The following is a 12,794-nucleotide window of genomic DNA, read 5'->3' on the forward strand; positions in this document are numbered from 1 at the left end:
TGCAAAGTTCAGGCGGGATCGTGGGGTTAAGTCCTACAAAAAGTCCTACTGGCGATGTGATGTCGTTTCTTGCTTGCATGAGGTCGCTGACAGAGCAGGTCGAAGGCTGCGGCAGGTTGATGATCGACGTGTCAGCACTCCACTGATGTCGCAGCAGCCGGATCGATGCGCGTGAAGGGGGCGCGGCGCACCACATAACAACAGGTTGACGTCGCTCGACATCCGTCGGGCGCAGCACTTTCGGGGAAGTACGATGAAGATGCGACGACTCTTGGGCGCAGCTGCCACTCTGGTAGTTGCGATGAGCTCCACACTGGCCAGCGCCGACAGCAAAACCCTGAGCATCGGTTATGTAGATGGTTGGTCCGACAGCGTTGCCACCACGCATGTGGCGGCAGAGGTGATCAGGGAAAAGCTCGGTTATGACGTCAAACTGCAAGCGGTCGCCACCGGGATCATGTGGCAGGGCGTGGCCACCGGCAAGCTCGATGCCATGCTCTCCGCCTGGCTGCCGGTAACCCATGGCGAGTATTGGACCAAGAACAAGGACAAGGTGGTCGACTACGGCCCCAACTTCAAGGATGCGAAGATCGGCTTGATCGTGCCGGAGTACGTCAAGGCCAAGTCCATCGAAGACCTCAAGACCGACACCACCTTCAAGAACAAGATCGTCGGCATCGACGCCGGTTCAGGCGTGATGCTCAAGACCGACGAAGCCATCAAGCAGTACGGCCTCGACTACAAACTGCAAGCCAGTTCGGGTGCGGCGATGATCGCCGAGCTGACCCGTGCCGAAGACAAACAGGAATCCATTGCGGTCACCGGCTGGGTGCCACACTGGATGTTCGCCAAGTGGAAACTGCGTTTCCTGGACGATCCAAAAGGGATTTATGGTGCTGCTGAAACCGTCAACAGCATCGGCAGCAAGGGCCTGGAGAAGAAAGCGCCGGAAGTCGCGGCGTTCCTGAAGAAATTCCAGTGGGCCTCCAAGGATGAGATCGGCGAAGTCATGCTCGCTATCCAGGAAGGCGCCAAGCCTGATGCAGCGGCCAAGGACTGGGTGGCCAAGCACCCTGAGCGCGTAGCCGAGTGGACCGGTAAATAACCCCCCAATGCCTTGATACAACCCCTGTGGGAGGGGGCTTGCTCGCGATTGCGGTGTGTCAGTCGTCAATGATCTGACTGGTTCACCGCTATCGAGAGCAAGCCCCCTCCCACATTATTTTCGTCACCCGCAAATGTTTCTGCGCCCTCTCAATCCCTCGCTACACTCCGTCTAATACTAAGGTCGTCTGGAACCTGTTCCGTAGCCGCATACAGTGGATACGTACCAATAATAAAAAAGCTGTGCTGCGAGGATAAAAACAATGAACGACAGCATTTACCTCTCGATTCAAAACAGCCCGCGTTTCAAGGAGCTGGTAAGAAAAAGGGAAAGGTTCGCCTGGATTCTCTCGGCGATCATGCTAGGGCTGTACTCCGGCTTCATCCTGTTGATCGCCTACGGGCCACAAGTACTGGGGGCCAAGCTCAGTCCCGGTTCGTCCATCACCTGGGGCATCCCCATCGGTGTCGGGCTGATTGTCTCGGCCTTTGTCCTCACCGGCATCTATGTGCGACGCGCCAACGGCGAATTCGACGACCTGAACAATGCGATTCTCAAGGAGGCTGCGCAATGATCCGTCGTCTATTGGCTGTATTCGGCGCTTCGGTCTTTGCACCCGCTGTTTGGGCGGCGGATGCATTGACCGGTGAAGTGCACAAACAACCGCTGAATATCGCAGCGATCCTGATGTTCGTGGCCTTTGTCGGCGCGACGTTGTGCATTACCTACTGGGCGTCCAAGCGCAACAAGTCGGCGGCCGACTACTATGCGGCCGGCGGCAAGATCACCGGTTTCCAGAACGGCCTGGCGATTGCCGGCGACTACATGTCGGCCGCGTCGTTCCTGGGTATTTCCGCACTGGTGTTCACCTCCGGCTACGACGGCCTGATCTACTCGATCGGCTTCCTGGTGGGCTGGCCGATCATTCTGTTCCTGATCGCCGAGCGCCTGCGTAACCTGGGCAAGTACACCTTTGCCGACGTGGCGTCCTATCGCCTCGGGCAAACCCAGATCCGCAGCCTGTCGGCCTGTGGTTCCCTGGTCGTGGTGGCGTTCTACCTGATCGCGCAAATGGTGGGGGCGGGCAAGCTGATCCAGCTGCTGTTCGGCCTCGACTACCACGTGGCGGTGATCCTGGTCGGGATCCTGATGTGCCTGTACGTGCTGTTCGGCGGCATGCTGGCGACCACTTGGGTGCAGATCATCAAGGCGGTGCTGTTGCTGTCCGGTGCCTCATTCATGGCGCTGATGGTGATGAAGCACGTCAACTTCGACTTCAACATGCTGTTCTCCGAGGCGATCAAGGTTCACCCTAAAGGTGAAGCGATCATGAGCCCCGGCGGCCTGGTGAAAGACCCGATCTCCGCGTTCTCCCTGGGCCTGGCACTGATGTTCGGTACCGCCGGCCTGCCGCACATCCTGATGCGCTTCTTCACTGTAAGTGACGCCAAGGAAGCGCGTAAGAGCGTGCTGTATGCCACGGGCTTCATCGGCTACTTCTACATCCTGACCTTTATCATCGGCTTCGGCGCGATCCTGCTGGTCAGCACCAACCCGGCGTTCAAGGATGCTGCAGGCGCCTTGCTGGGCGGTAACAACATGGCGGCGGTGCACCTGGCCAACGCGGTGGGCGGCAGCATCTTCCTGGGCTTCATCTCGGCTGTGGCCTTCGCCACCATCCTGGCAGTGGTTGCCGGCTTGACCCTGGCCGGTGCTTCGGCGGTGTCCCATGACCTGTACGCCAGCGTGATCAAGAAAGGCAAGGCCAACGAAAAGGATGAGATTCGCGTATCGAAGATCACCACTATCGCCCTGGCAGTGCTGGCGATTGGCCTGGGCATCCTGTTCGAAAGCCAGAACATCGCGTTCATGGTTGGCCTGGCGTTCTCGATTGCCGCCAGCTGTAACTTCCCGGTACTGCTGCTTTCCATGTACTGGAAAAACCTCACCACTCGTGGCGCGATGATTGGCGGCTGGCTGGGCCTGATCAGTGCTGTTGGCCTGATGATCCTGGGTCCGACCATCTGGGTCTCGATCCTGCATCATGAAAAAGCCATCTTCCCGTACGAATACCCGGCGCTGTTCTCGATGATCATTGCGTTCATCGGTATCTGGTTCTTCTCCATCACCGACAAGTCGGCGGCGGCAGAGAAAGAGCGTGCGCTGTACTTCCCGCAGTTTGTGCGTTCGCAGACTGGCCTGGGGGCGAGTGGGGCGGTTAATCACTAAGGTTGTAGCTGGATAAAGAAATGCCCCGGTCGAAAGGCCGGGGTATTTTTTTGCCTGGGGTTTATGGGGGGCTGCTACTGGCCTCATCGGGGGCAAGCCGCCGATGGTGGTAGATCAGTCGACACAAATAAAAACGGCCTCCACTGAGGGAGGCCGTTTTCGGTGCTGCTGAAAGGTGCTTACTTGCGATCTTCCAGCTTGGTGATGTCACGCGACTCGTAGCCGGTGTACAGCTGGCGCGGGCGGCCAATCTTGTACGGGCTGGAGAGCATTTCTTTCCAGTGGGAGATCCAGCCCACGGTCCGTGCCAGGGCGAAGATCACGGTGAACATGCTGGTTGGAATGCCGATCGCCTTGAGGATGATCCCCGAGTAGAAGTCGACGTTCGGGTACAGCGAGCGTTCGATGAAGTACGGGTCGGTCAGGGCGATCTCTTCCAGGCGCATGGCCAGTTCGAGTTGCGGATCGTTGTTGATGCCCAGTTCCTTCAGCACTTCGTCGCAGGTCTGCTTCATGACGGTGGCGCGTGGGTCGCGGTTCTTGTAGACCCGGTGACCGAAGCCCATCAACTTGAACGGATCGTTCTTGTCCTTGGCCTTGGCAATGAACTTGTCGATGTTGGACACATCGCCGATTTCATCGAGCATGGTCAATACGGCTTCGTTCGCACCGCCGTGGGCAGGGCCCCACAGCGCGGCGATGCCGGCGGCGATACAGGCGAACGGGTTGGCACCCGAAGAGCCTGCCAGGCGCACGGTGGAGGTGGAGGCGTTTTGCTCGTGGTCGGCGTGGAGGATGAAGATCCGGTCCATTGCCTTGGCCAGCACCGGGCTGATCGGTTTGATCTCGCACGGGGTGTTGAACATCATGTGCAGGAAGTTTTCCGCGTACGTCAGGTCGTTGCGCGGGTACATCATGGGTTGGCCCATGGAGTACTTGTAAACCATTGCGGCCAGGGTCGGCATCTTGGCAACCAGGCGGATCGCGGAAATTTCGCGATGCTGCGGGTTATTGATGTCGAGGGAGTCGTGATAGAAGGCCGACAGGGCGCCGACCACGCCGCACATGACGGCCATCGGGTGGGCGTCGCGACGGAAGCCGTTGAAGAAGGTCTTCAACTGCTCGTGAACCATGGTGTGGTTCTTCACGGTGCTGACGAACTGGGCTTTTTGCTCGGCTGTTGGCAATTCGCCATTTAGCAGCAGGTAGCAGGTTTCCAGGTAGTCCGATTTTTCCGCCAGTTGCTCGATCGGGTAGCCCCGGTGCAGCAGGATGCCATTGTCGCCGTCGATATAGGTGATCTTCGACTCGCAAGAGGCGGTCGACATGAAGCCTGGGTCGAAAGTGAAACGGCCCGTGGCCGTCAGGCCCCGTACGTCGATAACATCGGGACCAACGGTGCCGGTTAAAATGGGCAGCTCGACGGGGGCTGCGCCCTCGATGATCAACTGCGCTTTTTTGTCAGCCATGTGGCCTCCTATTTATGCTTCAAATCATCAGACAGACCCCCCACGCAGGGCCCGCACCACTATAGTGAGATAAATTCAGATGTCAATTTGCCTAAAGTCTTGCCCCAGAAGGCTTTAACCGTACTTTTTCCTCGAAATTGCCCGCCATTTACGCCTTTTATCCCGCCAGCGCAATCCGCTATTGGGGTGAGGTGCGCGCGTTGTCATTAGTAACCTAACTGTCTATACTCGGCCACCGACCGCCAAGGGCTTTTGGGCTTGCTTTCATTGGGGGTCGCACTCCCTGGGTGGTGCTTACCTGACCAGTCGCACTCCCCAACAACTTTGCCCTGATTGTTAGGGGCTCTTCAGTGTGAAAAAAAGCCGTGAATAGCCAACGACCTGTAAACCTAGACCTAAGGACCATCAAACTCCCCATCACCGGCGTTACGTCGTTCCTGCACCGTGTTTCCGGCATCATCCTGTTCCTGGGCTTGGGCATCATGCTTTATGCATTGAGCAAATCCCTGGGTTCCGAGGAAGGATACGCCGAGGTGAAGGCATGCTTGACCAGCCCGCTGGCCAAGTTCGTAGCATGGGGCCTCCTGTCCGCTCTGCTGTATCACCTGGTAGCCGGTGTGCGCCACTTGATCATGGACATGGGCATCGGTGAGACGCTGGAAGGCGGCCGCCTGGGCTCGAAAATCATCATCGCCATTTCCGTGGTGCTGATCGTTCTGGCAGGAGTTTGGATATGGTAACCAGCGTTACGAACCTATCGCGTTCGGGCCTCTATGACTGGATGGCGCAGCGTGTGTCTGCGGTCGTTCTCGCGGCTTATTTCATTTTCCTGATCGGATACCTCGTCGCAAACCCGGGCATCGGCTACGAGCAATGGCACGGGCTGTTTTCCCACAATGCGATGCGAATCTTCAGCCTGCTGGCCCTTGTAGCCCTGGGCGCTCACGCCTGGGTCGGCATGTGGACCATCGCGACCGACTACCTGACGCCGATGGCGCTGGGCAAGTCCGCGACCGCAGTCCGTTTCCTCTTCCAGGCAGTATGCGGCGTCGCGATGTTCGCTTACTTCGTCTGGGGTGTGCAGATTCTTTGGGGTATCTGATTCATGGCTAACATTCCAACTATTTCCTTCGACGCCATCATCATTGGTGGCGGCGGTGCCGGCATGCGCGCAGCGCTGCAGCTGGCTCAGGGCGGTCACAAGACTGCCGTGATCACCAAGGTATTCCCGACGCGCTCCCACACCGTGTCGGCCCAGGGTGGCATCACCTGCGCCATCGCTTCCGCCGACCCGAACGATGACTGGCGCTGGCACATGTACGATACCGTCAAGGGTTCCGACTACATCGGTGACCAGGACGCTATCGAATACATGTGTCAGGAAGGCCCGGCCGCGGTGTTCGAGCTGGACCACATGGGCCTGCCGTTCTCCCGTACCGAACAAGGTCGTATCTACCAGCGTCCATTCGGCGGCCAGTCGAAGGACTACGGTAAAGGCGGCCAGGCTGCCCGTACCTGCGCTGCGTCCGACCGTACCGGTCACGCGCTGCTGCACACCCTTTATCAGGGCAACCTGAAAGCCGGCACCACGTTCCTGAACGAATACTACGCAGTGGATCTGGTGAAGAACGCCGACGGTGCATTCGTTGGCGTGATCGCCATCTGCATCGAAACCGGTGAAACTACCTACATCCGCGCCAAGGCTACCGTTCTGGCGACCGGCGGTGCAGGTCGTATCTACGCTTCCACCACCAATGCCCTGATCAACACCGGTGACGGCGTCGGCATGGCACTGCGTGCCGGCGTGCCGGTGCAGGACATCGAAATGTGGCAGTTCCACCCGACCGGCATCGCCGGCGCCGGTGTACTGGTCACCGAAGGTTGCCGTGGTGAAGGTGGTTACCTGATCAACAAGCACGGCGAGCGTTTCATGGAGCGTTATGCTCCGAACGCGAAAGACCTGGCGGGTCGTGACGTCGTTGCCCGTTCGATGGTCAAGGAAATCATCGCCGGTAACGGCTGTGGCCCGAATGGCGACCACGTACTGCTGAAGCTCGATCACCTGGGCGAAGAAGTGCTGCACAGCCGCCTGCCGGGTATCTGTGAGCTGTCCAAGACCTTTGCCCACGTTGACCCGGTTGTTGCTCCGGTTCCGGTTGTCCCAACCTGCCACTACATGATGGGCGGTGTTCCGACCAACATTCATGGCCAGGCGATCACCCAGAACGCCGAAGGCGTGGACGAGATCATCCACGGTCTGTTCGCGGTAGGCGAAGTGGCCTGCGTATCGGTACACGGTGCCAACCGTCTGGGCGGCAACTCGCTGCTCGACCTGGTGGTATTCGGCCGCGCGGCTGGCCTGCACCTGGAAAAAGCCCTGACCGACGGCATCGAATACGATGACGCCACCGACGCCAACATCGAGGCCGCCCTGTCGCGCCTGAACGCTCTGAACGAGCGCACTGATGGCGAAGACGTGGCAACCCTGCGTCGCGAGCTGCAAAGCTGCATGCAGAACTACTTCGGTGTATTCCGTACCGGCGAATACATGCAGAAGGGTATTGCCCAGCTGGCCGATCTGCGCAAGCGCATCGCCAACGTCAAGATCAACGATAAGAGCCAGGCGTTCAACACCGCTCGTATCGAAGCCCTTGAACTGCAAAACCTGCTGGAAGTGGCTGAAGCGACTGCGATCGCCGCCGAGGTTCGTAAGGAATCCCGTGGTGCCCACGCTCGTGAAGACTTTGAAGATCGCGATGACGAAAACTGGTTGTGCCACACCCTGTACTTCCCGGGTGACAAGCGCGTAACCAAGCGTGCCGTGAACTTCTCGCCGAAGACGGTTCCGACGTTTGAACCGAAGATTCGGACTTACTAAGGGTGGCTGCCATGTTGAAAGTCAGTGTTTATCGCTACAACCCTGATCAGGACGCTGCGCCGTTCATGCAGGAGTTCCAGGTCGATACCGGTGGTAAAGACCTGATGGTGCTGGATGTATTGGCACTGATCAAAGAGCAGGACGAGGGTTTCTCCTATCGTCGCTCTTGCCGTGAAGGTGTTTGCGGTTCCGACGGCATGAACATCAACGGCAAAAACGGCCTGGCGTGCATCACGCCGCTGTCCGCTGTTGTCAAAGGCAACAAGCTGATCGTTCGTCCTCTGCCAGGTTTGCCGGTTATCCGTGACCTGGTCGTCGATATGAGCATCTTCTACAAGCAATACGAGAAAGTTAAGCCGTTCCTGCAGAACGACACGCCGGCTCCGGCCATCGAGCGTCTGCAGTCCCCAGAAGAGCGTGAAAAGCTCGACGGTCTGTACGAGTGCATCCTGTGCGCCTGCTGCTCGACCTCGTGCCCGTCCTTCTGGTGGAACCCGGACAAGTTCCTGGGTCCAGCTGCCCTGCTGCAAGCGTATCGCTTCCTGGCAGACAGCCGTGACACCAAGACGTCCGAGCGCCTGGCTTCGCTGGATGACCCGTTCAGCGTATTCCGCTGCCGCGGGATCATGAACTGCGTCAACGTATGTCCCAAAGGCCTGAACCCGACTAAGGCCATTGGTCACATCCGTAACATGCTGCTGCAAAGCGGCGTGTAACTGACGTTGTAACAAGGCAGGACCGTTGTGCCCGTAAATGCTACGGCGCAGGCTTCAACCGGCGCCGTAGTTTTAACTTGAGCAGCGACTTACAAAGCCGCGGCTCTTATTTTGAAGAAATGAGACAAGCAGGGGCATTCGGGTTGGTACCCGAACTATCAGCGTGATCCTAAGTGGCTTGTTTTGGTCGCTGCACTTGGCCTTTTGCAAGCAAACTCGGTGTTTTCGCCGGTGGTGTCCCCAAATCGAGGGTGACCAAGCATGCAAGAAAGCGTGATGCAGCGCATGTGGAACAGCGGCTATCTTTCAGGTGGTAACGCTGCCTATGTGGAAGAGCTTTATGAGCTCTACCTGCACGACCCTAACGCTGTGCCAGAAGAATGGCGCACCAAATTTCAGACGTTGTCTTCAGACGGCAACGCTGCCACCGATGTATCGCACGCAACAATTCGCGATCAGTTCGTGCTGCTGGCAAAGAACCAGCGCCGCGCCCAGCCGGTTTCCGCCGGCAGCGTGAGCAGTGAGCACGAGAAGAAGCAAGTTGAAGTACTGCGACTGATCCAGGCCTACCGGATGCGTGGCCACCAGGCGGCCCAGCTTGACCCGCTGGGGCTCTGGCAGCGTCCTGCACCTGCAGACCTGTCGATCAATCATTACGGCTTGACCAATGCCGATCTTGATACGACCTTCCGTGCCGGCGACCTGTTCATCGGCAAAGAGGAAGCGAGCCTACGCGAAATTCACGAAGCGTTGCAGCAGACATATTGCCGCACCATCGGCGCCGAGTTCACGCACATCACCGATTCCGAGCAACGCCACTGGTTCCAGCATCGCCTGGAAGGCGTGCGTGGCCGTCCGGTATTGTCCGCCGACGTGCGCAGCCACCTGCTTGAGCGCGTGACCGCAGCCGAGGGCCTGGAAAAATACCTGGGTACCAAATACCCGGGCACCAAGCGTTTCGGCCTGGAAGGCGGCGAGAGCCTGATTCCGATGCTCGACGAGCTGATCCAGCGTTCCGGTTCCTACGGCACCAAGGAAATCGTGATCGGCATGGCCCACCGTGGTCGCCTGAACGTGTTGGTCAACACCTTCGGCAAGAACCCGCGTGAGCTGTTCGACGAGTTCGAAGGCAAGAAGAAGGTCGAGCTGGGTTCCGGTGACGTTAAATACCACCAGGGCTTCTCGTCCAACGTGATGACCACCGGCGGTGAAGTTCACCTGGCCATGGCGTTCAACCCATCCCACCTGGAAATCGTTTCTCCAGTGGTCGAGGGTTCGGTCCGTGCTCGCCAGGATCGTCGTAACGACACTACCGGTGAAAAGGTCCTGCCGATTTCCATCCACGGTGACGCGGCATTCGCCGGTCAAGGCGTGGTCCTGGAAACGTTCCAGATGTCGCAGACCCGCGGCTTCAAGACCGGCGGTACCGTTCACATCGTCATCAACAACCAGGTTGGCTTCACCATCAGCAACCCGTTGGATGCGCGTTCCACCGAGTACGCCACCGACGTTGCCAAGATGATCCAGGCGCCGATCCTCCATGTGAATGGCGATGATCCGGAAGCCGTGCTGTTCGTGACCCAACTGGCTGTCGACTACCGCATGCAGTTCAAGCGTGACGTGGTGATCGACCTGGTTTGCTACCGCCGTCGCGGTCACAACGAAGCCGACGAGCCAAGCGGCACCCAGCCGTTGATGTACCAGCAGATCACCAAGCAGCGCACCACCCGTGAGCTGTATGCCGAAAGCCTGACCAAGGCCGGTATCGTTGACGATGAACGGGTTCAGGCGAAGATCGATGAATACCGCAACGCGCTGGACAATGGTCTGCATGTCGTAAAAAGCCTGGTCAAGGAGCCGAACAAAGAGCTGTTCGTTGACTGGCGTCCGTACCTGGGTCACACCTGGACGGCGCGTCACGACACCTCGTTCGATCTGAAGACCCTGCAGGAACTGTCCGCCAAGCTGCTGGAAATCCCGGATGGCTTCGTGGTGCAGCGCCAGGTTGCGAAGATCTACGAAGACCATCAGAAGATGCAAGCCGGCGGCCTGCCGATCAACTGGGGTTATGCCGAAACCATGGCGTACGCGACCCTGGCGTTCGAAGGTCACCCGATCCGCATGACCGGCCAGGACATCGGCCGTGGTACGTTCTCGCACCGTCACGCGGTACTGCACAACCAGAAAGACGCGGGCACCTACATCCCGCTGCAGAACCTGTACGAAGGCCAGCCGCGTTTCGACCTGTACGATTCGTTCCTGTCCGAAGAAGCCGTACTGGCGTTCGAATACGGTTACTCGACCACCACGCCGCAGGCGCTGGTGATCTGGGAAGCCCAGTTCGGCGACTTCGCCAACGGTGCCCAGGTGGTTATCGACCAGTTCATCACCAGCGGCGAGCACAAGTGGGGCCGTCTGTGCGGTCTGACCATGCTGCTGCCACACGGTTATGAAGGTCAGGGGCCGGAGCACTCCTCGGCCCGTCTGGAGCGTTACCTGCAGCTGTGCGCCGAGCACAACATCCAGGTGTGCGTGCCGACCACCCCGGCGCAGATCTACCACTTGCTGCGTCGCCAGGTGATCCGCCCGCTGCGCAAGCCGCTGGTAGTGCTGACCCCGAAATCGCTGCTGCGTCACAAATTGGCCATCTCGACCCTGGAAGATCTGGCGGATGGTTCGTTCCAGACCGTGATTCCAGAGATCGATACGCTGGACGCGGCCAAGGTCACTCGCCTGATCCTGTGCAGCGGCAAGGTCTACTACGACCTGCTGGAAAAACGCCGTGCCGAAGGCCGCGAAGACATCGCCATCGTGCGTATCGAGCAGCTTTACCCGTTCCCGGAAGATGACCTCATGGAGATCATCGCGCCTTACACCAACCTCACCAATGTGGTGTGGTGTCAGGAAGAACCGATGAACCAGGGCGCTTGGTACAGCAGCCAGCATCACCTGCGCCGCAGCATCGGTAACCACAACAAGGCCCTGGGCCTGGAATACGCCGGCCGTGATGCTTCCGCTGCACCTGCGTGTGGTTATGCGTCGATGCACGCCGAGCAGCAGGAAAAACTGCTGCAAGATGCTTTCACTGTTTAACGCCTTCGCGCTGACTGAAACCGAATTTTAAGGACCCACAGATAATGGCTATCGAAATCAAAGCCCCGTCATTCCCGGAATCGGTTGCCGATGGCACCGTTGCCACCTGGCACAAGAAACCAGGTGAGGCCGTCAAGCGTGACGACCTGATCGTCGACATCGAGACCGACAAAGTCGTGCTGGAAGTGTTGGCCGAAGCTGACGGCGTGCTGGGCGCAATCGTTGCCGAAGAGGGCGCTACCGTTCTGTCGAACCAGGTACTCGGCTCGATCGAAGAGGGCAGCGCTGCCGCTGCTCCTGCTGCCGCTGCTGCACCGGCCGCTGCCTCGGCACCTGCTGCCGCTCCGGCTGCGGGTGGCGAAGATCCAATCGCTGCACCGGCTGCTCGCCAGTTGGCCGAAGAAAACGGCATCAACCTGGCTTCCATCAAAGGCACCGGCAAAGACGGCCGTGTGACCAAGGAAGATGTGGTCGCTGCTGTTGAAGTCAAGAAAAACGCTCCGGCTGCCGCGCCTGCCAAGGCTGCTGCCCCGGCTGCCGCTGCGCCTGTGTTCGCTGCCGGCGACCGCACCGAGAAGCGTGTACCGATGACTCGCGTGCGTGCCACCGTGGCCAAGCGCCTGGTTGAAGCACAGTCGAACATGGCGATGCTGACCACTTTCAACGAAGTCGACATGACCGAAGTCATGGCCCTGCGTTCGAAGTACAAGGATCTGTTCGAGAAGTCCCACAACGGCGTGCGCCTGGGCTTCATGTCGTTCTTCGTGAAAGCGGCCACCGAAGCGCTGAAACGCTTCCCGGCAGTCAACGCTTCCATCGACGGCGGCGACATCGTTTACCACGGTTATGCAGACGTCGGCGTTGCCGTGTCCAGCGACCGTGGCCTGGTGGTTCCGGTCCTGCGTAACGCCGAACTGATGAGCCTGGCCGAAATCGAAGGCGGCATCGCCGGCTTCGGCAAGAAAGCCCGTGACGGCAAGCTGACCATCGACGAGATGACCGGTGGTACCTTCACCATCACCAACGGTGGTACCTTCGGTTCGATGATGTCGACGCCGATCGTTAACCCGCCACAAGCCGCGATCCTGGGCATGCACAACATCATCCAGCGTCCGATGGCCATCAACGGCCAAGTCGTGATCCGCCCAATGATGTACCTGGCGCTGTCTTACGATCACCGCCTGATCGATGGTAAAGAAGCCGTGACTTTCCTGGTGACCATCAAGAACCTGCTGGAAGACCCGGCTCGTCTGCTGCTGGATATCTGATAGAAGCAGCTGCAGGTCTCAAGTGACAGATTGCCG

10 protein-coding genes are annotated in these 12,794 nt (G+C 58.9%); 9 read left to right on the plus strand and 1 reads right to left on the minus strand.

The annotated features are described in order from the left end of the window. Positions 1-253 precede the first annotated feature (253 nt). The 3 genes from BLW22_RS06330 to BLW22_RS06340 all read left to right on the plus strand — a co-directional run bounded on the left by BLW22_RS06330 (position 254) and on the right by BLW22_RS06340 (position 3,334). Positions 254-1,105, plus strand: a complete 852-nt coding sequence (locus BLW22_RS06330) for a glycine betaine ABC transporter substrate-binding protein (protein WP_027607053.1) — start codon at positions 254-256, stop codon at positions 1,103-1,105. 262 nt (positions 1,106-1,367) lie between these two features. Next, positions 1,368-1,679: a DUF485 domain-containing protein gene (locus tag BLW22_RS06335; protein ID WP_027607054.1), complete on the plus strand. Its 312-nt coding sequence runs from the start codon at positions 1,368-1,370 to the stop codon at positions 1,677-1,679. After that, positions 1,676-3,334, plus strand: coding sequence for a cation acetate symporter (locus tag BLW22_RS06340; protein ID WP_057014104.1), 1,659 nt, complete (start codon positions 1,676-1,678; stop codon positions 3,332-3,334). Before BLW22_RS06335 ends, BLW22_RS06340 begins: the two co-directional genes overlap by 4 nt. A gap of 179 nt (positions 3,335-3,513) precedes the next feature. Here BLW22_RS06340 and gltA read toward each other — a convergent pair whose 3' ends face one another. Beyond that, on the minus strand, positions 3,514-4,803 hold the full coding sequence (gltA, locus tag BLW22_RS06345) for a citrate synthase (RefSeq protein WP_003222994.1): 1,290 nt from the start codon (positions 4,801-4,803) through the stop codon (positions 3,514-3,516). A gap of 365 nt (positions 4,804-5,168) precedes the next feature. On the opposite strand from gltA, the gene sdhC reads away from it, so the two are divergent. From sdhC to odhB, 6 genes are all read left to right on the plus strand, one after another. Continuing rightward, positions 5,169-5,543, plus strand: a complete 375-nt coding sequence (sdhC, locus tag BLW22_RS06350; protein WP_003172804.1) for a succinate dehydrogenase, cytochrome b556 subunit — start codon at positions 5,169-5,171, stop codon at positions 5,541-5,543. Further along, positions 5,537-5,905 carry a succinate dehydrogenase, hydrophobic membrane anchor protein gene (gene sdhD, locus BLW22_RS06355; RefSeq protein WP_003172805.1) on the plus strand — a complete coding sequence of 123 codons (369 nt, stop codon included), beginning with the start codon at positions 5,537-5,539 and terminating at the stop codon, positions 5,903-5,905. The genes sdhC and sdhD overlap by 7 nt, the downstream gene beginning before the upstream one ends. 3 nt (positions 5,906-5,908) lie before the next feature. Continuing rightward, the gene (sdhA, locus tag BLW22_RS06360) at positions 5,909-7,681 is read left to right on the plus strand and encodes a succinate dehydrogenase flavoprotein subunit (protein ID WP_065924487.1); all 1,773 of its coding nucleotides are present in this window, start codon (positions 5,909-5,911) and stop codon (positions 7,679-7,681) included. Between the two features lie 11 nt (positions 7,682-7,692). Further along, positions 7,693-8,397: a succinate dehydrogenase iron-sulfur subunit gene (locus BLW22_RS06365; RefSeq protein ID WP_003172807.1), complete on the plus strand. Its 705-nt coding sequence runs from the start codon at positions 7,693-7,695 to the stop codon at positions 8,395-8,397. A 261-nt stretch (positions 8,398-8,658) separates the two neighbouring features. After that, positions 8,659-11,490, plus strand: coding sequence for a 2-oxoglutarate dehydrogenase E1 component (locus BLW22_RS06370; RefSeq protein WP_074844719.1), 2,832 nt, complete (start codon positions 8,659-8,661; stop codon positions 11,488-11,490). Positions 11,491-11,534: 44 nt separating this feature from the next. Next, positions 11,535-12,758: a 2-oxoglutarate dehydrogenase complex dihydrolipoyllysine-residue succinyltransferase gene (odhB, locus tag BLW22_RS06375; protein ID WP_074844721.1), complete on the plus strand. Its 1,224-nt coding sequence runs from the start codon at positions 11,535-11,537 to the stop codon at positions 12,756-12,758. The last annotated feature ends 36 nt before the right edge of the window (positions 12,759-12,794 follow it).

It is taken from the genome of Pseudomonas marginalis (assembly GCF_900105325.1).
Taxonomy (GTDB): domain Bacteria; phylum Pseudomonadota; class Gammaproteobacteria; order Pseudomonadales; family Pseudomonadaceae; genus Aquipseudomonas; species Aquipseudomonas marginalis.

Excerpts from the sequence above, each read along its gene's own strand:
- BLW22_RS06330 (WP_027607053.1), top strand. The coding sequence starts at position 254 with ATGAAGATGCGACGACTCTTGGGCGCAGCTGCCACTCTGGTAGTTGCG.
- BLW22_RS06335 (WP_027607054.1), top strand. The coding sequence starts at position 1,368 with ATGAACGACAGCATTTACCTCTCGATTCAAAACAGCCCGCGTTTCAAG.
- BLW22_RS06340 (WP_057014104.1), top strand. The coding sequence starts at position 1,676 with ATGATCCGTCGTCTATTGGCTGTATTCGGCGCTTCGGTCTTTGCACCC.
- gltA (WP_003222994.1), bottom strand. The coding sequence starts at position 4,803 with ATGGCTGACAAAAAAGCGCAGTTGATCATCGAGGGCGCAGCCCCCGTC.
- sdhD (WP_003172805.1), top strand. The coding sequence starts at position 5,537 with ATGGTAACCAGCGTTACGAACCTATCGCGTTCGGGCCTCTATGACTGG.
- sdhA (WP_065924487.1), top strand. The coding sequence starts at position 5,909 with ATGGCTAACATTCCAACTATTTCCTTCGACGCCATCATCATTGGTGGC.
- BLW22_RS06365 (WP_003172807.1), top strand. The coding sequence starts at position 7,693 with ATGTTGAAAGTCAGTGTTTATCGCTACAACCCTGATCAGGACGCTGCG.
- BLW22_RS06370 (WP_074844719.1), top strand. The coding sequence starts at position 8,659 with ATGCAAGAAAGCGTGATGCAGCGCATGTGGAACAGCGGCTATCTTTCA.
- odhB (WP_074844721.1), top strand. The coding sequence starts at position 11,535 with ATGGCTATCGAAATCAAAGCCCCGTCATTCCCGGAATCGGTTGCCGAT.